Below are 22,500 nucleotides of genomic sequence, written 5' to 3'. Positions count from 1 at the left end.
CGCCTCGTTTAGTGTGGCGCGCTCAGACCGCCGCCACTTCCTGCGCCACCCCGCCTTGCAGCAACTCGGAAATCGCGTCCGTCGACAACGGTCTCGCGAAGTAAAAGCCCTGCATCTCGTCGCACGCGCGCTCTTTCAGGAAGTCGAGCTGCGCCGACGTCTCCACGCCTTCGGCAATCACCTGCAGCTTCAGCGAATGCGCGAGTGCGATGATCGCCGAGGTGATCGTTTCGTCGTCGCCCGACACGCCGATGTCCGACACGAACGAGCGGTCGATCTTCAAACGGTCCACCGGGAAGCGCTTCAGATAGCTGAGGCTCGAATAGCCGGTGCCGAAATCGTCGATGGCGAGACCGATGCCCAGAGCATGCAGTTCGTTGAGCATCGACACCGCTTCTTCGGCATTGCGCATGATCGTGCTCTCGGTCAATTCGAGTTCGAGATACCGCGGCTCGAGGCCCGTCTCGGCCAGCACCTGCATCACCAGTTTTGCGATATCGCGCTGCTGGAACACCCGCGCGGAGAGGTTCACCGACACCCGCGCCGGCGGCAGCCCCTCATCCTGCCAGGCCTTGTTCTGCCGGCACGCCTCACGCAGCACCCATTCCGACAGCGGCCCGATCAAACCGCTTTCCTCCGCGACCGGAATAAACGACGACGGCAGCACCAGCCCGACTTCCGGGTCGCTCCAGCGCACCAGCGCCTCAGTGCCGACGATCTGTCCGGTCACGATATCGACCTGCGGCTGGTAGTGCAGGAGGAATTCGTTGTCGCGCAACGCACGGCGCAAACGCCGTTCGAGATTCAGGCGTGCGCCCGCGCTCGCATTCATCTCCGGCTGATAGAACTGGAAGGTGTTGCGGCCCATGTCCTTCGCGCGGTACATCGCAAGGTCGGCCTTTTTCATCAGTGTCTCGGCGTCGTCGCCGTCTTGCGGGTACAGGCTCGCGCCCATGCTGCAGCCGACGTACAACTCCGTGCCGTCGAGCCACACCGGCTCGGAAATCGACGCGCGCACGCGCTCCATCCAGGCGATCAGCGACTGTTCGTCGACGGTATCGGTCATCACGATCACGAACTCGTCGCCGCCGTGCCGCGCGACCGTGTCGCTCGTGCGCGAACAGCGGCCGAGCCGCTCGGCGACCACGGCCAGCAAGCGGTCGCCGACACTGTGGCCCAGACTGTCATTGACATTCTTGAACCCGTCCAGGTCGATGAACACGACCGCAACGCCCTTGTGATGCCGCTGCGCAATAATCAGAGCGTGCTGCAAGCGGTCGCGCAGCAGGTTGCGATTCGGCAGTCGTGTGAGGCTGTCGTAGTTGGCCTGGTATTCGAGCTGCTCCTGATAACGGATCAGATCGGTCACATCGTTGATGACGCCGATGTGGTGCGTAATGACGCCCTCCGCGTTCGGCACCGGCGCAATGAAGAGCTGATTCCAGAACAGCGCGCCGTCCTTGCGATAGTTGCGCACCACCGCGCTGACTTCACGGTTCGCCGCCAGCGACTGGCGGATCAGCGCGACGCCCTCCTGCTCGCGATCGTCGCGCTGCAGGACCCGGCAATCGTGGCCGATCACTTCGGCGGGATCGTAGCCGGTGATGCGCTTGAACGCGGGATTCACGTACTCGATCAGATTGCCGGCCGGCGACGGCGCGGTGATCAGAATCGCGTTGACGCTGGCGTCGAGCGCGCGGCTTTGCAGGCGCAACGCCAGATCGGCGCGCTTGCGCTCGGTGATGTCGGTGTATGACCCGAGCACGCCGATCACGCGGCCATCGCTATCGGTAAACGGCAGCTTGCTCGTCACCGTGGTGCGGTGCACGCTGTCGATCAGCATGTCCACCTCGAAGTTCATCTTCGGCACACCGGTGCTCACCACCTCTTTGTCGTGTCCGTTCAACAGGTCGGCGAAGGCGCGCCACGGCATGTCGCTGTCGCTCTTGCCGACAACCTGTTCCGGGTAAGCGAGCCCTGCGTCGCGTGCGAACGCCATGTTGCAGCCGAGGTAGCGCGAGTCCTGGTCCTTCCAGAAAATGCGCTGCGGGATGTTGTCCATCACCGTTTCGAGCATCTGGTTCGAACGCTGGGCTTCGGCTTCGGTATTGATCTGCTCGGTGACGTCGTCGGCCAGCACGAACAGCGCGTCGCGGCCCATGAAATTCAGCGCGTGATAGGAAATGTCGGCGTTGATCGTCGAGCCGTCCTTGCGCCGGTGGTGCCACACGCCTGCCATGATGCGGCCGTGCTGGACCGCGTCGCTGCGCTGCAGATGCGATTCGAGACGCGGGATTTCCGCATTCGGCCGGATCGCGCGGATCGTCATGCCGAGAAATTCGCTTTCCGAGTAACCGTATTGCTGGATCGCGGCCGCATTGACGGCGAGAAAGCGCAGCGTGTCGCGATCGAAGATATACATCGGCACCGGATGGTCATCGAACAGGCCGCGAAAGCGCTCGTCGTTGCGGCCGAGCGCGCGGACCGTGCGCAGCTTCTCGCGCGCACTGTTTTCGCGTGCGCCGAAGGTGTAGATCAGGAGCCCGCTGCCCGCCAGCATCGTCATGATCAGCAGCAGCATGGCGCGCTGGGTCTCGCTTGCGGAGGCCGCGAGCGACGCCTGCAGCGCCTGGTTTTCCTGTTCGCGCAGCGCCGCCAGACCGGCTTCCACGCGATCCAGTCCCAGTCCGAGATGCGTATAGGCGGACGCCGCCCATGCGCGCGAGTCGTTCGGCGTAGCGTTGGCGCTCTTGAGCAGCGCATCGTCGATGTCGTGTTGCAGCGCGTGGCTATCCGCGCTCAGGCGGGCGAGCGTGCCGAGCATCGCCGGTTCGCCCACCAGTTCGCTGCGCAGTTCCTCCTCCAGACCACTAAGCGACGCCGCCATGGCGCCGGCCGCACTGACCGGCGCGGCCTGGCCGGACGCTTCGAAACGGCCAAGCGCGGCCAGCCCGCTGTCGAGCGCGGTATGGTACGCGTCGAGATTCTGACGCACGCTCGTCGAGCGCAGCATGCGCGCGTCGGCATCGCGTTGGCCGCAAATCTGCGTATAGGCGACAAACGCGTTCGCGCCAACCGCCGCTGCGACAACCGCCAGATTGATCAGCAGCCGCTTCGATAAAAATGGAGTCATGGGTTCCGAACGTCAATCGTTCTGCGGGCGGGGGCGCGCGGGTGGCTTTCGGTGCGTCGGGTCGCATCGATTGGAGTCTTTTTACGCGCCAACCCATGGATAACGGCAGGGCTCGGAACAGATTGAGGGTGCGCGGCGAAATAATTCGCCTGGTAAGGCCTATCTGGCCAGACCGAATTCCTTCATCGCGGGGACGAAGTCGTGATTGCCTTCCGGTTTGCGCGACAACTTGGCGAGCACGTAGCGCTTGAACGGTTCGAGCTCGGCCCACTGGGCCACGCCCGGCGCGGGCAGGCTGGCCAGCCCCGCCTGATGTCCAACCCCTTCCGGCACGGTATCCGTACGGCGCCATACAGGCGCTTCCTCGGGCGTAAACCAGTCCGGTTCGACATTGGCGTGGGTGCGCAACATTTCGAACAGCGCGTGATCGAAATTCGGCTCGATTTCCGCGTCTTCTTCAACCGGGAAACGCGCCAGCAGCTTACGGTCCTCGAGCGGCAGCAACTGCCATTGTTCGAGCGAGATGCGCAATCCGAAACGGTCGAGATTGAAGCGCACCGACATCGGAATAAAGGTGAAATTCTCCGAAGACTCGACTTCGAAGTTGAACAGAAGCGGTGCTTCGTTGAGTCCCATGACGGTATTCCTCTTTGGTGACGGGCAACGCGCAAGCCCAGCTTGAGGTATTTTAGAACCTTATTCGCGCGACGGCGGCGCTATCAGGGCCAGTTTCAGAGGCCCGCCAAGACCCTGCGCCGCTCGCACGCGCGCAGCATCGCAAAGGAGTAAAGCAGCTTGGACGAACTGGACACAGCCGGCCAATCGGGCGCCGTGGCGCGCCAGGTGCACCGGCATCGCGGCGCCGCGGTCGAAACCGTCACCGATCACGTCGGTCAGGAATGGCCGGTGGCGCTCGTCTTCAACGGCATTTCGCATGCGGTGATGATGTGCACGCCTCGCGATCTGGAAGCGTTCGCGGTCGGTTTTGCGATTTCAGAAGGCATCGTGGCGCGCGGCAGCGACATCCACGATATCGAGGTCGAACTGCATGACGACGACGAATTGCCGCATGCTGAAGTGCAATTGCAGGTGGTGCAGCAGGCTTTCGTCGCGCTAAAGGAAAAGCGCCGCGCGCTGGCGGGGCGCACCGGCTGCGGCGTGTGCGGAATCGAAAGCATCGATCTGCTCGATCTACAACCGGAACGAGTGCCGGACACGGGCTTTCTGCAGCGGCTGGCGGCAGACGCGATCGCACGCGCCGCCCGCGAATTGCCCGAACACCAGGCCTTGACGCGCCTGACCGGCGGTCTGCATGCCGCCGCATGGTGCGATGCGGCAGGCGCGATTCGCTACGCGTTCGAAGACGTTGGCCGCCACAACGCGCTCGACAAACTGATCGGCCAACTGGTGCTCGACCGCGCGGATACGCGGGACGGTTTTGTATTCCTGTCGAGCCGCGCAAGCTATGAACTGGTGCGCAAGGCGGCGCGCGTAGATGTGCCGATGGTCGCCACGATCTCGGCGCCGTCGTCGCTGGCCATTGCGATTGCCCGCAAGGCCGGCGTGCGGCTCGTCAGCTTCTGCCGCGAAACCAGCTACGTCGACTACGACACCTTGCAGCCGACGCAGCCTTGATGGCTCGACGGGAGCCGGCGCTGAGGCTCAATCGAATTGCCGGAAATCCGGTTTGCGCTTCTCGAAGAACGCCTTGAACGCCTCGCGCGCTTCCGGCGCGAGCAGCATCTTCCCGAAGTGCAGCGCTTCTTCGCTCATCTGCGTCTGCAGCTCCTGCTGGCTCGCGCGCTTCATCAAACTCTTCGTCACCCGCAACGACGAAGCCGGTAGCGCCGCCAGCTTTGCCGCTTGCGCTGCCGCGAAGGCGTCGACTTCGGCCGTCGACAGAATGCGATTCACAAAGCCGATGCGCTGTGCTTCCTGCGCGTCGAAGGCTTCGCCGAGCAGCAGCTTTTCCGCCGCCGCCTGGTAGCCGGCCACGCGCTGCAACAGCAGACTCGATGCCGCTTCCGGACACAGCCCAAGCTGCGTGAACGGCAGCGAGAAACTGGCGGTGTTACCCGCGTAGACCAGATCGCAATGCAGCAGCAGCGTGGTGCCGATACCCACTGCCGGGCCGGCCACGGACGCCACCACCGGCTTTTCCGCCGCGCTGAGCGCGCGCAGGAACTGGAACACCGGCGCGTGTTCGCCGCCCGGGGGCGTCTTCATGAAATCTTCGAGATCGTTGCCGGCGCTGAAAATGCCGATGCTGCCGCGAATCAGGATCGCGCGCACGGCCGCGTCGCCCTGCGCTTCGACCAGCGTGTCGACCATCGTCTGATACATCGCGGCCGTAATCGCGTTTTTCCTGTCGGGCCGGTTGAAGGCAATCGTCAGCACGCCGTCGGCGCGCTCGACCAGAATATCCATTGTCATCTCCTCGTACTCCTTGCTGCTGAATGGAAAAACGGTTCGCAAGCCAGCTGGCCTGCGAACCGTTTCTGCGGTCTTTAGACGGCCATGAGTCCGGCTTACAGACGCTCGATGATGCCGGCGGCGCCCATGCCGGTGCCGACGCACATCGTCACCATGCCGTACTTGTAGTTGCGCCGGCGCAGGCCGTGCACCACGGTCGATGCACGAATCGCGCCCGTCGCACCGAGCGGATGGCCCAGCGCGATCGCGCCGCCGAGCGGGTTGATCTTCGACGGATCGAGACCAAGGTCCTGAATCACTGCCAGCGACTGCGCAGCGAACGCTTCATTCAGTTCGATCCAGTCCATGTCGTCGATCTTCAGGCCCGCTGCCTTCAACGCGGCCGGAATCGCTTCCTTCGGACCGATGCCCATGATTTCCGGCGGCACGCCGCGCACGGCGAAGCTGACGAAACGCGCGAGCGGCGTGAGGTTGAATTCCTTCAACATTTTTTCCGACACTACGATCAGCGCGCCCGCGCCGTCCGACGTCTGCGAGCTGTTGCCCGCCGTCACCGAACCCTTGTTCGCGAACACCGCGCGCAGCTTCGCCAGACCTTCCAGCGACGTTTCCGCACGCGGACCTTCGTCGAGCGCAACTTCGCGCGTCTTCACCTTCACTTCGCCGGTGGCGAGATCAGGGAAACGCTCCGCGATCGTGTAGGCGGCGATTTCGTCGTTGAACTCACCCGCTTGCTGCGCGGCGATTGCGCGGCGGTGCGATTCGACCGAGAACGCGTCTTGCGCTTCGCGGCTGATCTTCCAGCGCTCGGCGACCTTCTCTGCCGTCAGGCCCATGCCGTAGGCGATACCGATATCTTCATTGCGATCGAAGATGTGCGGCGACATCGACGGCTTGTTGCCCATCATGGGCACCATGCTCATCGATTCGCAGCCGCCCGCGATCATGGCGTCGGATTCACCGACGCGAATACGATCAGCCGCCATCGCCAGCGCGGTCAGACCCGAAGCACAGAAACGGTTCACCGTCACACCGCCGACCGAGTTCGGCAGGCCGGCCAGCAACGCGCCCATCCGCGCGACGTTCAGGCCTTGTTCCGCTTCCGGAATCGCACAGCCGATGATCGCGTCTTCGATGACCTTCGTGTCGAGGCCCGGCACTTGTGCCACGGCCGAGCGGATCGCGTGCACCAGCAGTTCGTCCGGGCGTGTATTTTTGAACATCCCGCGCGGCGCCTTGCCGATCGGCGTGCGGCTCGCGGCGACGATGTATGCGTCTTGCAGTTGCTTTGTCATTTAAAGCTCCAAATGCGCGCGTTAGTTACGAACCGGCTTGCCGGTTTGCAGCATGCCCATGATCCGTTCCTGCGTCTTGGGCGTGCCGAGCAGATCGACAAACGCACGACGCTCCAGTTGCAGCAGCCATTCCTCGTCGACGAGACTGCCGGCTTCCACGTCACCGCCGCACACCGCTTCCGCGATGCGGCTCGCGATCAGGAAATCGTGCTCGCTGATGAAACGGCCGTCGCGCATATTGACGAGCGATGCCTTGATGGTCGCGATCGCCGAGCGGCCCGCCACCGGTACTTGCGTGACGCGCAGCGGCGGACGGTAGCCCGCTGCCGAAAGCGCACGCGCTTCCTTCTTCGCGATGTCGAGCAGTTCGAACACGTTGAAGACGATCGTGTCGGACGGCTTCAGGTAGCCCATCGCGCGGGCGTCGAGCGCGGAGGCCGAGACCTTCGCCATCGCCGCGTTTTCGAACGACTTCTGCACGAACTTCAGCAGGTCGTTGGTCGCGCCGGCTGCGCTCGCGGCTTCCGCTGCGCGCAGTGCCGCTTCCTTCAGACCGCCGCCCGCGGGCACCAGACCCACGCCCACTTCGACCAGACCGAGATAGCTTTCGATGTGCGCGACACGCTTCGCGCTATGCAGCGCCAGTTCGCAACCGCCGCCAAGCGCGATGCCCGACACAGCCGAGATCACCGGCACGCTCGCATACTTCACGCGCAGCATGCCTTGCTGGAATTTCTTCACGAACGGCTCGATGCCCTTCGCGCCGCCCGTCATGAACGCGGGCATCGCTTCTTCCAGGTTCGCGCCGGCCGAGAACGGGCCGCCCGGCGTACCGAGCTTCAGCGACGTGGGCTGCCACACCACCAGACCCTTGTAGTCCTTCTCGGCGAGTTCGATGGCTTGCGTCAGGCCGTCGATCACCGACGGTCCGATCGTGTTCATCTTGCTTTTGAACGACACGATCAGCACGTCGTTCTCGCCTGCGCGATCGTCCACCCATGCGCGCACGGCGTCGGTTTCAAACAGCGTCTTGCCGTAGGTCTTCGGATCAGCCGAGGTTTCGCCGACCAGCGGTGCACGAAACACCTGCTTGTCGTAGACCGACAGCGGCGAGCGCGGCACGAAGGTCTTCGAAGCCGGCGACCACGAACCTTCGTTCGTATGCACGCCACCCGTTTCGGCGACCGGGCCTTCGAGCACCCACGACGGCAGCGGCGTAGTCGACAACGCCTTGCCCGCCGCGATGTCTTCCTGCACCCATTCGGCCACCTGCTTCCAGCCGGCCGTCTGCCAGCCTTCAAACGGACCTTCGCTCCAGCCGAAGCCCCAGCGGATGGCGAGGTCGACGTCGCGCGCGTTATCGGCGATCGATTCGAGATGCACGCCGATGTAGTGGAACACGTCGCGGAAGATCGACCACAGGAACTGCGCCTGCGGGTGTTCCGACTCGCGCAGCAGCTTCAGACGCTCTGCCGGCGGACGCTTCAGGATGCGCCCGACCAGTTCGTCGGCCTTCGCGCCGCCGTCGACGTAGGTGCCCGTTTTCGGGTCGAGCACCTTGATTGCCTTGCCTTCTTTCTTGTAGAAGCCGCCGCCGGTCTTCTGACCGAGCGCGCCCTTCTTCACCAGTTCGGCAAGCACGGCCGGCGTTTCGTACACCGGGAAGAACGGATCGTCCTTCAGGTTGTCCTGCATCGTCTTGATGACGTGCGCCATCGTGTCGAGACCGACCACGTCCGCAGTGCGGAAGGTTGCCGATTTTGCGCGGCCCAGGCGGCTGCCGGTCAGGTCGTCCACTTCGTCAAAACGCAGGCCGAACTTCGCGGCTTCGGTAATGACGGCGAGGATCGAGAAAATCCCGACACGGTTGGCGATGAAGTTCGGCGTGTCTTTTGCGCGCACGACGCCCTTGCCGACCACGCTCGTCAGGAACGATTCGAGTTGATCGAGGATTTCCGGGCGCGTGGTGGCGGTCGGAATCAGTTCGACCAGGTGCATGTAGCGCGGCGGATTGAAGAAGTGCACGCCGCAAAAGCGCGCCTTCAGTTCATCCGAAAAACCTTGCGACAGTTCGGTGATCGACAGACCCGACGTGTTGGTCGCGAAGATCGCGTTCGGCGCGAGGTGCGGCGACACCTTCTTGTACAGGTCGTGCTTCCAGTCCATGCGTTCGGCGATCGCTTCGATCACGAGATCGCACCCGGCGAGCTTTTCGATGTCGTCGTCGTAATTCGCGGGCTGGATGTATTGCGCGTCGTCCTTCACGCCGAACGGCGCCGGCGACAGCTTCTTCAGATTCTCGATTGCCTTCAGGGCGATTGCGTTCTTCGGGCCTTCCTTGGCGGGCAGGTCGAACAGCAGCACAGGCACCTTGGCGTTGATCAGGTGCGCAGCGATCTGCGCGCCCATCACGCCGGCGCCGAGCACGGCTACCTTGCGAATGATCAGATTGCTCACGTCGTTCCTCCGGGGAGTTGTACGGGGTCGCGTATGTTGCGCGATGGATGGCTGGGTCAAGCGCCACGCGTTTTTTTAGAAAGCGTGGCGCCTGCCTGGATGGGTGTGCCTTAGAACAGCGACTCTTCAACTTCCATCAGCGACTTCGAACCCGCGCGTGCCTGGCGGATCGTCATGGCCGTTTCCGGCAGCAGCTTCGCGAAGTAGAAGCGTGCGGTGGCGAGCTTCGCCTTGTAGAACGTGTCGCCCGATGCTTCCTTGTCCAGCGCGATACGCGCCATGCGCGCCCAGAAGTACGAGAACACCAGATGGCCGACGGTACGCAGATACGGCACGGCGGCAGCGCCGACTTCGTCCGGGTTCTGCATGGCCTTCATGCCGATTTCCATCGTCAGCTTCTGCACCTTCTCACCGATGTCGGCGAGCGGGTTGATGAATTCCTGCATCTCCGGCTTGACGCCTTCGGCTTCGACGAATTCGGCGACCAGCTTGCCGAACTTCTTCATCTTCGCGCCCATGTCGCCGAGCACCTTGCGGCCCAGCAGGTCGAGCGACTGAATCGCGTTGGTGCCTTCGTAGATCATGTTGATACGCGCGTCGCGCACGTATTGCTCCATGCCCCACTCGGTAATGAAACCGTGGCCGCCGTAAACCTGCATGGCGTGGTTGGTGCTTTCGAACGCGTTGTCCGACAGGAACGCCTTCAGGATCGGCGTGAGCAGCGCGACGAGGTCGGCGGCATCCTTGCGCACCGCTTCTTCAGCATGCGACAGTTCCTTGTCGATGTGCAGCGCGGACCAGTACGAGAACGCGCGCGCGCCTTCGGCATAGGCCTTCTGCGTGAGCAGCATGCGGCGCACGTCCGGGTGCACGATGATCGGGTCGGCGGCCTTTTCCGGCGCTTTCGGGCCAGTCAGCGAGCGCATTTGCAGACGCTCTTTCGCGTACACCAGCGAGTTCTGGAAACCGATTTCAGTGAGGCCCAGACTCTGCATGCCGACGCCCAGACGCGCGGCGTTCATCATCACGAACATGGCGTTCAAGCCCTTGTTCGGTTCGCCGACCAGCCAGCCCTTCGCGCCGTCGAGGTTGATCACGCAGGTTGCGTTGCCGTGAATGCCCATCTTGTGTTCGATGGAGCCGCACTTCACGCCGTTGCGCTCGCCCGGTTCGCCCGCTTCATTCGGCACGAACTTCGGCACGATGAACAGCGAAATGCCCTTGGTGCCCATCGGCGCATCCGGCAGACGCGCGAGCACCAGGTGCACGATGTTTTCCGCGAGATCGTGTTCGCCGCTGGAGATGAAAATCTTCGTGCCGCTGATTGCGTACGAGCCGTCGCTATTCGGTTCGGCCTTGGTGCGCAGAATGCCGAGGTCGGTGCCGCAATGCGGTTCGGTCAGACACATCGTGCCGGTCCAGACGCCCGCGACCAGCTTCGGCAGATAACGTTGTTGCAGTTCCGGCGTGCCGTGCGCGTGCAGACATTCATACGCGCCGTGCGACAGGCCCGGATACATCGTCCACGCCTGATTCGCCGAGTTCAGCATTTCATACAGCGCGTTGTTGACGAATGCGGGCAGGCCCTGGCCGCCGTATTCCGGATCGCAGCCGAGCGCCGGCCAGCCGGCTTCGACGTACTGCTGATAGGCTTCCCGGAAACCCTTCGGCGTGGTCACGACGCCGTCGCCGACGTACGTGCAGCCTTCCTGGTCGCCGCTCTGATTCAGCGGGAACAGGACTTCCGAGCAGAATTTGCTGGCTTCTTCGAGTACCTGGTTGATCGTGTCGGCATCGAGATCTGCGTGCTTCGGCATCTGCTTGATTTCGGCTTCGACGTTAAGCAGCTCGTGCAACACGAATTGCATGTCGCGCAGCGGCGCGGCGTACTGTCCCATGACTCTCTCCAAAGTTTGACAAGGAGCCAGGCCGTTGGCTCGGTCCGTGCAACGGACTGTCAGCGCCGCTGAATCTGCTTAAGTTCGGCGGCGCTGCTAACGGCTTTCGCTCTGATACGAAATAATCAATTTTTCCAGCGCGGCCCACGTAAGACGTACTGCATCCGGCAAATGCAGGAAGCGCGCGTCGTGATGCAGCCCGAGCGTGAAGCTATACAGTTCGAACAGCATCAGTTGCGGATCCGTATCGGCACGCAGATGCCCTTCTTCCATCGCCTGCGAAATCGCACGATTGAGTGCCGCACGCCAGATCGTCACGCTCGACACGAGTTGCTCGCGCACCGGGTTGTCAGCGCGGTCGTCGTACTCGACAGCCCCGCTGATATAGATGCACCCGGTCGTCACTTCCTGAATGCGCTTCTCGATCCAGCGGGAAATCATCGCGCGCAAGCGCGGCAAGCCGCGGGGCTCACGCAAACTCGGAAAGAACACCTCGTCTTCAAAACGACGGTGATATTCGCGCACGACCTCGACCTGCAAATCCTCGCGCGACCCGAAATGCGCGAACACACCGCTTTTGCTCATCTGCATGCGCTCGGCCAGCAGCCCAATCGTCAGACCTTCCAGTCCATCGCGGCTTGCCAGATCAAGTGCTGCTTCGAGAATCGCGGCTCGCGTTTGTTCGCCTTTTCGCATAGCTATTTACCGTTCTAATGTGACCGAAAGAAAATCGAACGGCCGTACTATTATTGGCTGCGGCCGTCCGCGAAACAAGGACTTTATTAGAAACCGGTTTCTAACCTGGTTTCAATTCTGCGACATTCGTCAATCAGAGGAAGGAGATTTTTTAGAGGCGTTTGCCTTCTTTTTTCCCTCCCCGTGGCGCCGTGCCCTCGCGGTTATGGGCGAGGTGCCCGTGAGCTAGTCATATCCACCCACCGTCAGAAGCTTCATCACGGCCCGATAGGTCGTGTAGGCAAGCCAGTTGAGGAATCGCTCACCGGCCGGACGGGCATCATAGCGCGCCTCATCGATCCGGCGCGAGTCCTTGAAGGCCACCAGGATCGCTTCACGCAAGGCGTCGATCTGCGGGTCGTTCACCAGCACCACATTAGCTTCGTTGTTGAGCATCAGGCTCAGCGCGTCGAGGTTCGACGAGCCGACGGTGCCCCAGCTCGAGTCGACGACCGCGACTTTGCCGTGCAGCAGGGTTTTCTCGTACTCGGCGATCTTCACGCCGGCCTTGAGAAGCGAGCGGTACAGGAACGGCACGGCGTAATCGAGCGCGGCGAACTCCTTGCGCCCGATGATCAGCTTCACGTCGACACCGCGCCGCGCGGCGAACACCAGCGCGCGCCGCAGCTTGCGACCCGGCATGAAATACGGATTGGCGAGCAGCACTTCGTTGCGCGCTTGGCCGATGGCGGTCAGATACGCTTTCTCGATCGCGCGCCGGTTGATCAGGTTGTCGCGCGCGACAAACGCCACGCACGGCAGGCCGCCGGCCCAGAGTTCCTCGTTGCGGTTGCGGCGGCGCCGGCGCAAGGTGCCGAGCGATGCCGCGGTCTTTGGCCCAGGATCGGGCGCCATGGATTCCAACGGCCGATGCCCAAGGCGAATCCGCTGCCATTGCAACTCGAACGCCTGGCGGACATCGGCGACCACCGGCCCATGCAGTTCGACCGCGAAGTCCCAGCGCCGGTAGGGCAGCTTCTCGCCATTGTTCTCGTAATCGTCGACGATGTTGATACCGCCGCAATACGCGAACTGATCGTCTACCGCGGCCAGCTTGCGGTGCGTGCGCGAAAAACCGAAGCGGCCAAACAGGTGCGGGTTGTAGATGCGATGGTCAACCCCGGCGAGCGGCCATTCGTTGAACATCGGCAGACGCGCGGTGCCGATGCCGTCGGTAATCACGCGCACCTTCACGCCGCGCGCGGCAGCCCGGAGCAGCGCGGCGCTGACCTGCTGGCCCGCGTTGTCGTTGCAGAAGATGTAGGTTTCGAGGACGACGTCGCGCTCTGCGGCGTCGATACGCGCAATCAGCGCGCTGAAGAACTCATCGCCGGAACGCAGCAGCCTGATCGCGTTGCCGCTGGTGAAGCGGTAGCGCTGCCAATAGCGGCGGCCGAGCAGCGATTGCCGGAGTCGCGCGAAACGGCGCGCGCCGCCGACGCTCACCGAGCACGCTCCCCGGCTGGTTGGGCGGAACGGCTAGCGAGCCGCCTCGGCAGTTGCAGGATCGCGTCGGCATTCGACGACGAAAAGCAGCGTGACGCGGCCTCTTCATACGGCAGCCACAGGAACGCGGTGTGCTCGCGCGGCGCGAGGGTCACCTCGAGCTGCTCGGGCACCTCGAGGCTGAACCAGTACTCGGTGTTGTGGATCACGCCTTCAGCATAGCGATGCCGGAACTCGGGATAGATCTCGTACTCGATCTGATAGCGCCAGTCGAATAGGGCGCTCTGCGGCACTAGCCTGCTGCCGACAACGATACCGGTCTCCTCGGCCACTTCGCGCGCCGCCGTTTCGGCGACCGCTTCGTCCAGGTGATCTTTGGAACCCGTCACTGACTGCCAGAAACCCGGATGGTCGGCGCGCTCGATCAGAAGCACCTCGAGCGCAGGCGTATGAATGATGACAAGTACGGATTGCGGGATCTTTGGCGGTTTCGGCATGGCTTTAACTGGGCGCAACGCTTGCGCGGTACATGTCGGCGAGTGGTCCATGAGCGGTCGAGACCGGTTGCTTCGACTGTAACGCAAAAAGCGAAAAAGGCGCATTAAGCGCCTTTTTCGATTCACTTTTTCGTCGCCTCATGCTGCTGTTTTCAGACAGCTTCGGCTTGCTTCACGCCGTTACGCCTTCGGCTCCGGCTGACGCAGACGGATGTGCAAGTCGCGCAGCTGGCGCTCGTCCACCTCGCTCGGCGCCTGCGTGAGCAGACACTGCGCGCGTTGCGTCTTCGGGAATGCGATCACGTCGCGGATCGAATCGGCGCCGGCCATCATCGTGACGATGCGGTCCAGACCGAACGCGATACCGCCGTGCGGCGGCGCGCCGTATTGCAACGCGTCGAGCAGGAAGCCGAACTTGGCCTGGGCTTCTTCCGCGTTGATCTTGAGCGCGCGGAACACCTTGCTCTGCACTTCTTCACGGTGGATACGCACCGAACCGCCGCCGATTTCCCAGCCGTTCAGCACCATGTCGTATGCCTTCGCGAGGCAGCGCGCCGGATCCGTTTCCAGATACTCGAGATGCTCGTCTTTCGGGCTCGTGAACGGGTGATGTGCGGCGACGTAGCGGTTGTCTTCCTCGTCGTATTCGAACATCGGGAAATCGATCACCCACAGCGGCTTCCAGCCCGTTTCGACCAGACCGTTGGCCTTGCCGAATTCCGAATGGCCGATCTTCAGACGCAACGCGCCCAGGCTGTCGTTCACCACCTTCGCGCGATCCGCCGCGAAGAAAATGATGTCGCCGTCTTGCGCGCCGGTGCGCTCGATGATCGCCTTCACGGCTTCGTCGTGCAGGTTCTTGACGATCGGGCTTTGCAGACCGTCACGGCCCTTGGCCACTTCGTTGACCTTGATCCACGCCAGACCCTTCGCGCCGTAAATACGCACGAATTCCGTGTAGCTGTCGATATCGCCACGCGAGAGCTCGCCGCCCTTCGGCACGCGGATCGCCGCGACGCGGCCGTCCTTCGTGTTGGCCGGCGTGCTGAACACCTTGAAGTCGACGTCTTTGACCGCATCGGTCAGGTCTGTGAATTCGAGCTTCACGCGCAGGTCCGGCTTGTCCGAACCGAAGCGGCGCATGGCTTCCGAATACAGCATGACCGGGAATTTCTCGTCCAGCGTGACGCCGATCGTTTCCTTGAACACGTGACGGATCATGGCTTCGAACAGATCGCGGATTTCCTGTTCCGACAGGAACGAGGTTTCGCAGTCGATCTGCGTGAATTCCGGCTGACGGTCCGCGCGCAGATCTTCGTCGCGGAAACACTTGACGATCTGGTAGTAGCGATCGAAGTTCGCCACCATCAACAGCTGCTTGAACAGTTGCGGCGATTGCGGCAGCGCGAAGAACTGGCCCGGGTTGGTACGCGACGGCACCAGGTAGTCGCGCGCGCCTTCCGGCGTGCTCTTGGTGAGCATCGGCGTTTCGATGTCGATGAAGCCCAGCGAGTCCAGGTACTTGCGCACTTCGATCGCGACGCGGTAGCGCAGACGCAGGTTGTGCTGCATCTGCGGACGGCGCAGGTCGAGCACACGGTGCGTAAGACGCGTGGTTTCCGACAGGTTGTCGTCGTCGAGCTGGAACGGCGGCGTGATCGACGCGTTCAGCACGATCAGTTCATGGCACAGCACTTCGATCTTGCCGCTTTTCAGCGCGGCGTTCGTCGTGCCTTCCGGGCGGGCGCGAACCACGCCCTTGATCTGCAGACAGAACTCGTTGCGCACGCCTTCGGCCGTCTTGAACATCTCCGCGCGATCGGGATCGCAGACGACCTGGACGAGGCCTTCGCGGTCGCGCAGGTCGATGAAGATGACGCCGCCATGGTCGCGGCGGCGGCTCACCCAGCCACACAGCGAGACGGTTTGGCCCAGCCGTTCTTCGGTCACCAGACCGCAGTATTCAGTTCTCATCGACATGATGTTTGTCTTTCGTTATGCATTGGTTGAACGGCGCGCTGCAATGAAAACACTGCGCGCCGGCATTACAGCGGAGGCTCGACTGTCGTGCGGCGCACCGGCACCGGCGCCGGCGGCGCGGACGGCGCCACGACGCCCATCGAGACGATGTATTTGAGCGCGGCGTCGACCGTCATGTCGAGCTCGATCACTTCGCTCCTCGGCACCATCAGGAAGAAGCCGGACGTTGGGTTCGGCGTAGTTGGCACATACACGCTGACGTACTCTTCTTTCAGGTGGTTGACCACGTCGCCGCCCGGGATGCCGGTCAGAAACGCAATCGTATAGGAACCGCGGCGCGGGTATTCGATCAGAAGCGCCTTGCGAAACGCGTTGCCGCTGCTCGACAGCAAAGTGTCGGACACCTGCTTGACGCTGGTGTAGATCGGGCCGACCACCGGAATGTGAGCGACCACGACTTCCCACCACTTCACAAGCTTCTGCCCGATGAAGTTTTGCGTCAACAGCCCGACGACAAAGATGAACGCCAGCGTCAGCACTGCGCCGAGGCCCGGCAAACGGAAGCCGAGCGCGCGCTCCGGCTGCCACGCGCGCGGCAGCAGCAACAGTGTCTGGTCCATCGTGCCGATGATCAGGCCGAGCACCCACAGTGTGATGGCCAGAGGCACCAGCACCAGCAGGCCAGTCAGAAACACCGATTTGAGCGTCGTTTTTTTCGTCGTCATGTGTACCGCCAGAAAGCCGCGCGAGCCAAGGCCCACGGCGCGGCGTGTGCGCCGCCCCCGAGGGCGGCGGTCCCACTAGGCGCTGCCGGAACCGCTCGAACTCGCCGAAGCGGCCGGTGCGGCAGCAGGCGCAGCCGGCGTGGCGGCCGCGCTCGATGAACCCGCTGCGGCCGTGCTGCCAGCCGAAGCCGTGTCGGATTTTGCGGCGCCGTTATCGGCCGAAGCGTTCTCGCCCGAGTTTCCATTCGAGCCGCCGTTGGCGTCGGGCTTGGCAGGCGCATTCGCGCCGCCATTGCCGCCGCGGAAATCGGTTACATACCAGCCGGAGCCCTTTAACTGGAAACCGGCGGCAGTGACCTGCTTGCGAAAGGTGTCTTTCCCGCACTCGGGACACTGCGTCAACTGGGGGTCGCTCATCTTCTGAAGCACGTCCTTCCCGAAGCCGCATGACTCGCAACGATAAGCGTAGATCGGCATGAACTTTTCCCTACTGAAATCTTGTAAACGCTTGCAAAGCCTTGAATTATAGCCGCAAACGACACCCCTCCCCCGGATTTTGGGGACAAGCGCCCGACGCAGCCGCCGTTGCCATAGGTGGGGGCGGCCGATCGCGAATCAAGTGCGGCCTCAGCCGCAGCGGCGCCATGTCAGCCAGCGCTCGCGGCCGGCGAATACCGCAATCGAATCGTGCACGGCCTCGTCTTCGATCAGATCGAAGTGCGGCGTGAGCAGCGCATCGAGTTCGGCGCGCTCGATACCGAAGGGCGGCCCTTTGGGCGTCGCGCCGATGAAATAGAACCCGGCGAGCAGCGCACCCGCCGGCAGCAACGCGGCCATTCGTTGCGCGTAGTCCTCGCGGCGCGCCAGCGGCAGTGCGCAGAGAAACGCGCGCTCATAAATCCACGCGGGCGTGAACGGCGGCTCATAGGTAAAGAAATCAGCCTGCTCGACCAGATCCGCGTGCTCTGCGCCCAGTTGCTGGCGCGCGGCCGCGACGGCGTTCGGCGAAAAATCGATCGCGCGAACCGGATTGCCTTGCTGCGCAAGCCAGAACGCCTCGTAGGCGCTGCCGCAGCCGGGAATCAGCACCGCCGCGCCGCTATGCCGGCCGGCGAACGATTGAAACGCGGACGGCACGCCCGCCTGGTCCCATGGCATGAACTGGCGCTCAAAGCGCTCGTCCCAGAAGTCCGGCGAATTCGGGTCGCGGGTCGCGAAATCAGGGGCGGAAGGCTGGGTCGGGTCGCTCATGGATTGCCTCGTGTGAATCCGTATCAACCGCCGTAGGCGAATGCCAGAAACGCCCGCGCCAGCACCGCACCGACGCCGACCGCCACGCCGAACAACAGCAGCCCTTGCAGCAACCGGTTGGTACGCTTCTGCTCGAGCAGGATCTGGCGAATCATGTCGTCGTTGGCGCCACGAGCATTGTCGTGACGCTCAGCCAGCACGTGATGAATCAGGCGCGGCAATTGCGGCAACGTCTTGCTCCACTGCGGCGCCTCGATCTTCAGACGCTCGTACCAGCCGCGCAGGCCGATCTGCTCGTTCATCCAGCGCTCGAGATACGGCTTCGCGGTCTTCCAAAGGTCCAGTTCAGGGTCGAGCGAACGGCCCAGCCCTTCGACGTTCAGCATGGTTTTTTGCAGCAGCACCAGTTGCGGCTGAATTTCGACGTTGAAGCGGCGCGAGGTCGAGAACAGGCGCATCAAGACCTGACCGAGCGAAATGTCTTTCAACGCGCGGTCGAAATACGGCTCGCAGACTGCGCGGATCGCGCTTTCCAGTTCCTCGACGCGGGTGGTGGGCGGCACCCAGCCGGACTCCAGATGCAGCGTGGCGACGCGATGGTAGTCGCGCTTGAAGAACGCAAGGAAGTTCTGCGCGAGGTAGTTCTTATCGAAGTCCGACAGCGCGCCGATGATGCCGAAATCGAGCGCGATATAGCGGCCGAAGTGCGCCGGATCGAGACTCACCTGAATGTTGCCGGGGTGCATGTCGGCATGGAAAAAGCCGTCGCGGAACACCTGGGTGAAGAATATCTCGACGCCCTCGCGCGCCAGCTTCGGGATATCGACGCCAGCTGCGCGCAGCGTTTCCACCTGGCTGATCGGCACGCCGACCATCCGCTCCATGACCAGCACGGTGGGCGTGCAGAACTCCCAGTACATCTCCGGCACCAGCAGCAGATCGAGGCCGGCGAAGTTGCGGCGCAGCTGGCTGCCGTTAGCCGCCTCGCGCATCAGATCGAGCTCGTCGTGCAGGTATTTGTCGAATTCCGCGACCACCTCACGCGGCTTCAGGCGCTTGCCGTCCGCCCACAGGCGCTCGGCCCATACGGCGATGTCGCGCAGCAAGGCAAGGTCGGAGTCGATCACCGGCAGCATGTTCGGCCGCAGCACCTTCACGGCGACCGCCTTGCCCGCGTGCTGCCCGGCCTTCACCTTGGCGAAGTGCACCTGTGCGATCGATGCGCTTGCCACCGGCACCCGCTCGAAATCGTCGAACAGCACGTCGACCGGTGCGCCGAGCGATTTTTCGACCAGCCCGATCGCCACCGCCGAATCGAACGGCGGCACCTGATCCTGCAGCTTGGCCAGTTCGTTGGCGATATCGACCGGCAGCAGATCGCGCCGCGTGGACAGCACCTGACCGAACTTGACGAAGATCGGCCCGAGGCTTTCGAGCGCGAGCCGCAGCCGCACGCCTGGCGGCGCATCGAACTTGCGACCGATCGTGGTGATACGCAGCAGCAACCGCACGCGCCGGTCGTTGATGCGACCGAGCATCATCTCATCGAGACCGAAGCGGATGACCGTAAAGAAAATTTTGAGGAAACGCAGAAAACGCATGGTTGAGCCCGGTGACTAGCGCGTGCCGCGCAACGTGGCGGCGCCGCCCGACGCAACAGCGCCGCGGGCTTCGACCTTCTGTTCAAGACGCTCGATGCGCTTTTCCACCCGCGCGAGCGCATCGCGCGCACGGGCCAGTTCAACGTTGAAGTCGTCGAGCGCGGTGCGGCGCACCAGCTGCGGGTTCTCGTCCAGCAGGTATTCGGCGGCGGTGTCGAGCAGGTTGCGCCCCGTGCGGCGGGCATGCTCGCCGACCGTGCGCACCACCGATGCAACCCGCCACGCCGGACCGTCGCCGATCAGTCGGGCCAGATCCTCTTCCGGCTCCCAGCGCAGATGCTCGGCCAGTTTCGCGATCACCGTGGCGAATTCGGCGTCGCCCTCGATTTTGACGTGCTTCATCACCGCGGCCTGGCCGCCTTGCACGAAAGCCGGCAACGCGTCGGACGGCACCGAGATGGTTACATCGAACAGCTGCGCTTCGGTTTCGGCGACCGCGCCCAGGTAGCCGTCAGGTTGCACCAGCAACATCAGCACGACCGGTGGACAGGACAGTCTGGCGGTTTTGCCCGCGTACGGGGCGAGGCGCTCACGAGCCCACGATTCGCGGGCGAGCAGGTGATTGACGGCAGCAGCGAAGGGCTTGGCGGCGAGGGTCATTGAAAGTGGCAAGAAAAAACCCGCGCAGGCGAGGTGCCCGCGCGGGTTCCTATTGTAACGTCCGTTCGCTTCGCGGCTTGCTATGCCGAACGGCCAACGCTTTGTGCAAAGTCAGGGCGACGCCCCTACCGCATCAATGCCGCATCAGTGCTGCGTCACCTGCTGGATACCGGCCAGCAGCCAGCCTTCGCCGGCGCGATTCGCCTTGGTCAGGTTCCAGACTTCGACGAACGGCTCAGCCGCCGCACCCGCCGACTCGCGGATCAGGCCGGAGAAGCGCACGCTAGCGAAGTATTCGCTTGCGCGTTCTTCGACGCCGAGCAACTCGGCATTGAGCTGCACCACGTCCGTCTGGTTCGAATCCGCACCACGCGACGACAGATCGACCTTCACTTCAGCGAACATTTCAGGCGTCGTGAATTCGCGGATGTCTTCCATATTGCCCACATCCCATGCGGCTTGCAGGCGGATGAAGTACACCTTCGCGTTACGCAGGAACGCTTCCGAATCAAAGCCGGCCGGCACAACGGGTGCAGCATTGACGGTAGGTGTGGTCAGCGGGTTGCCTTGCGGTTCGACATACGATCCGGCAGGCGGCGCGTTGTAGCGCGGCTCCTGCCCGTAACCGGTGCCACCCGCGTTCAGCGTCGGCGCGCCGCCGGCGTAAGCCGGTTGCGCCGTATCGCGCTTGCGGCCCATGAAGCGGCGGATCAGCCAGATGCCGATCATCGCAATCACGGCGATGACGATGATGTTGGCCATGGCGCCAGCAAATGCGCCGCCCAGACCGAAGTGCGACAGCAACGCGGCGATACCGAGGCCTGCCGCCAAACCGGCGATCGGCCCAAGCCAGCGCGAGCGGTTAGGCTGCGCGGCAGGCGTGGGCGCAGGCGCCGGTGCCGGCTGGGCACGCTGCTGCATGGCCTGGTTGCCTTGGGAAGGTTGCGAAGGCGCTGACTGCTGCTGAACCGTATTCGACTGACGGCCAATACTACGGCCACCGCCCATGCGGCGAGCTTCCGCATCGAGCGAAGCGAGGGAGCCGGCCATGATCAGACCGACCATCGCGATCAGTCCGATTCTTCTCACCAGCGATCTCGAAACCTTACGGGGAGATAACAAACCTGAATCGGACATTTTCGTACTTTCCTTTAAAAATCGATGGGTTAGGAACCCTAGTATTTGGTCCCCACATGTAAAGCTACCACGCCAGCTGACAAATTGTAATATTTGACGCCGTCCAGGCCCGCTTGTTCCATCATTGTTTTTAAAGTTTCCTGGTCCGGATGCATCCGGATCGATTCCGCGAGGTATTGGTAGCTCTCGGCATCTTTCGCAAAGCGTTCGCCCAACCACGGCAACACCTTAAAAGAATAGACGTCGTAGACCTTTTTGAGCGGATCCCACACCTTCGAAAATTCCAGCACCAGCAGCCGGCCTGCCGGCTTCAGCACGCGACGCATCTCCGCCAGCGCGACATCCTTGTGCGTCATGTTGCGCAGACCAAATGCCACGGTCACTACGTCGAAGTAGTTGTCCGGAAACGGGATTTTCTCGGCGTCGCACAGTAGCGCCGGGGTGATGACGCCCTTGTCCAGCAGGCGGTCGCGGCCCACTCGCAGCATCGATTCGTTGATGTCGGTGTGCCAGACTTCGCCCGTCTCGCCCGCCTGTTTGGCGAACGCCTTGGACAGATCGCCCGTGCCGCCCGCGATATCGAGCACCTTGTAGCCCGGCCGCACATTGGCCTGGGCGATCGTGAACATCTTCCACGCCCGGTGCAACCCGCCCGACATCAGGTCGTTCATCAAGTCGTAGTTGGCGGCAACCGAGTGGAATACACCCGCCACCTTCTGCGCTTTTTCCTGTTCGTCGACCGATTGAAAGCCGAAGTGGGTTTTGCTCATCGCGCTCGTCCTTTCGCGTATTCTGAAATGTTGCACCGCATCAGCGCGGCGACCAGGGCGAATCGTATCAGTGACAGTGCCCGTGCGCAGCGCCGGCTGGCGTCATTGGCGCGTCGCGGTCGACGCCGGCCGCTGCCAGTCTGGCGAGATAGTCGCGCCAGAGTTCATCCTGACGGACGGCAAGATCGTGAAGCAGATCCCACGAATAGAGGCCCGTGGAATGGCCATCCGAGAAAGTCGGCTGTAATGCGTAGTTGCCGACGCCTTCGATCATCGTGATCGTGACGTCGCGCTTGCCGGTCTGCAGCGTCTCCTGGCCGGGTCCATGGCCCTGCACTTCTGCTGAGGGCGAATACACGCGCAGCAGTTCGAACGGCAGGCGATACGATTCGCCGTTTGCGTATTGCAATTCGAGTACGCGCGATTTCGAATGCACGACCACACCGGTCGGCACCGGGGTATCGGGAGTCAATCCGCTCATG

The 22,500-nt window shown here is 62.9% G+C and carries 19 protein-coding genes; 1 reads left to right on the top strand and 18 read right to left on the bottom strand.

Annotated features, from left to right (window positions below):
* Positions 1–22: 22 nt before the first annotated feature.
* The gene (locus tag PQR27_RS02030) at positions 23–3,133 is read right to left on the bottom strand and encodes a sensor domain-containing protein (RefSeq protein ID WP_408522064.1); all 3,111 of its coding nucleotides are present in this window, start codon (positions 3,131–3,133) and stop codon (positions 23–25) included.
* Between the two features lie 159 nt (positions 3,134–3,292).
* Positions 3,293–3,769: a nitrate reductase associated protein gene (locus PQR27_RS02025; protein WP_408522063.1), complete on the bottom strand. Its 477-nt coding sequence runs from the start codon at positions 3,767–3,769 to the stop codon at positions 3,293–3,295.
* Between the two features lie 159 nt (positions 3,770–3,928).
* Here PQR27_RS02025 and fdhD point away from each other — a divergent pair, with 159 nt between their 5' ends.
* Positions 3,929–4,768: a formate dehydrogenase accessory sulfurtransferase FdhD gene (gene fdhD / locus PQR27_RS02020; RefSeq protein WP_408522062.1), complete on the top strand. Its 840-nt coding sequence runs from the start codon at positions 3,929–3,931 to the stop codon at positions 4,766–4,768.
* Positions 4,769–4,795: 27 nt separating this feature from the next.
* On the opposite strand, the gene PQR27_RS02015 is transcribed toward fdhD, so the two are convergent.
* The 16 genes from PQR27_RS02015 to PQR27_RS01940 form a co-directional block, all read right to left on the bottom strand.
* The gene (locus PQR27_RS02015) at positions 4,796–5,566 is read right to left on the bottom strand and encodes an enoyl-CoA hydratase (RefSeq protein WP_408522061.1); all 771 of its coding nucleotides are present in this window, start codon (positions 5,564–5,566) and stop codon (positions 4,796–4,798) included.
* 95 nt (positions 5,567–5,661) lie between these two features.
* A complete protein-coding gene (locus PQR27_RS02010) occupies positions 5,662–6,861 on the bottom strand; it encodes an acetyl-CoA C-acyltransferase (RefSeq protein WP_408522060.1) in 1,200 nt (399 codons plus the stop codon).
* Positions 6,862–6,882: 21 nt separating this feature from the next.
* Complete coding sequence (locus PQR27_RS02005; protein ID WP_408522059.1) at positions 6,883–9,318, bottom strand: 3-hydroxyacyl-CoA dehydrogenase/enoyl-CoA hydratase family protein; 2,436 nt, start codon at positions 9,316–9,318, stop codon at positions 6,883–6,885.
* Positions 9,319–9,428: 110 nt separating this feature from the next.
* Positions 9,429–11,216 carry an acyl-CoA dehydrogenase C-terminal domain-containing protein gene (locus tag PQR27_RS02000; RefSeq protein ID WP_408522058.1) on the bottom strand — a complete coding sequence of 596 codons (1,788 nt, stop codon included), beginning with the start codon at positions 11,214–11,216 and terminating at the stop codon, positions 9,429–9,431.
* Between the two features lie 96 nt (positions 11,217–11,312).
* Positions 11,313–11,912 (bottom strand): TetR/AcrR family transcriptional regulator, encoded by a 600-nt coding sequence (locus tag PQR27_RS01995; RefSeq protein ID WP_408522057.1) that lies wholly within the window; start codon positions 11,910–11,912, stop codon positions 11,313–11,315.
* A 225-nt stretch (positions 11,913–12,137) separates the two neighbouring features.
* Positions 12,138–13,397 carry a cardiolipin synthase ClsB gene (gene clsB, locus PQR27_RS01990; protein ID WP_408522056.1) on the bottom strand — a complete coding sequence of 420 codons (1,260 nt, stop codon included), beginning with the start codon at positions 13,395–13,397 and terminating at the stop codon, positions 12,138–12,140.
* On the bottom strand, positions 13,394–13,894 hold the full coding sequence (gene nudB / locus PQR27_RS01985; protein WP_408522055.1) for a dihydroneopterin triphosphate diphosphatase: 501 nt from the start codon (positions 13,892–13,894) through the stop codon (positions 13,394–13,396). The genes clsB and nudB overlap by 4 nt, the downstream gene beginning before the upstream one ends.
* 180 nt (positions 13,895–14,074) lie before the next feature.
* Positions 14,075–15,874, bottom strand: coding sequence for an aspartate--tRNA ligase (gene aspS, locus PQR27_RS01980; protein WP_408522054.1), 1,800 nt, complete (start codon positions 15,872–15,874; stop codon positions 14,075–14,077).
* A gap of 65 nt (positions 15,875–15,939) precedes the next feature.
* Positions 15,940–16,599, bottom strand: coding sequence for a DUF502 domain-containing protein (locus PQR27_RS01975; protein WP_408522053.1), 660 nt, complete (start codon positions 16,597–16,599; stop codon positions 15,940–15,942).
* 75 nt (positions 16,600–16,674) lie between these two features.
* Complete coding sequence (locus tag PQR27_RS01970; protein WP_408522052.1) at positions 16,675–17,076, bottom strand: FmdB family zinc ribbon protein; 402 nt, start codon at positions 17,074–17,076, stop codon at positions 16,675–16,677.
* Positions 17,077–17,226: 150 nt separating this feature from the next.
* Positions 17,227–17,850, bottom strand: coding sequence for a methyltransferase domain-containing protein (locus PQR27_RS01965; protein WP_408522051.1), 624 nt, complete (start codon positions 17,848–17,850; stop codon positions 17,227–17,229).
* A gap of 23 nt (positions 17,851–17,873) precedes the next feature.
* Complete coding sequence (gene ubiB, locus PQR27_RS01960; RefSeq protein ID WP_408522050.1) at positions 17,874–19,451, bottom strand: ubiquinone biosynthesis regulatory protein kinase UbiB; 1,578 nt, start codon at positions 19,449–19,451, stop codon at positions 17,874–17,876.
* 15 nt (positions 19,452–19,466) lie between these two features.
* A complete protein-coding gene (locus PQR27_RS01955; protein WP_408522049.1) occupies positions 19,467–20,111 on the bottom strand; it encodes a ubiquinone biosynthesis accessory factor UbiJ in 645 nt (214 codons plus the stop codon).
* 144 nt (positions 20,112–20,255) lie between these two features.
* Positions 20,256–21,248 (bottom strand): Tim44 domain-containing protein, encoded by a 993-nt coding sequence (locus PQR27_RS01950; RefSeq protein WP_408522048.1) that lies wholly within the window; start codon positions 21,246–21,248, stop codon positions 20,256–20,258.
* 38 nt (positions 21,249–21,286) lie between these two features.
* Entirely contained in the window at positions 21,287–22,018 is a 732-nt protein-coding gene (gene ubiE, locus PQR27_RS01945; protein WP_408522047.1) for a bifunctional demethylmenaquinone methyltransferase/2-methoxy-6-polyprenyl-1,4-benzoquinol methylase UbiE, read from the bottom strand.
* Positions 22,019–22,085: 67 nt separating this feature from the next.
* Complete coding sequence (locus tag PQR27_RS01940) at positions 22,086–22,499, bottom strand: gamma-butyrobetaine hydroxylase family protein (protein ID WP_408522046.1); 414 nt, start codon at positions 22,497–22,499, stop codon at positions 22,086–22,088.
* Position 22,500: the final 1 nt, after the last annotated feature.

This window comes from Paraburkholderia fungorum (assembly GCF_046027215.1).
In the GTDB taxonomy this organism is placed as follows: Bacteria; Pseudomonadota; Gammaproteobacteria; order Burkholderiales; family Burkholderiaceae; genus Paraburkholderia; species Paraburkholderia fungorum_D.
This window is presented reverse-complemented; position numbering and strand designations above follow the sequence as displayed.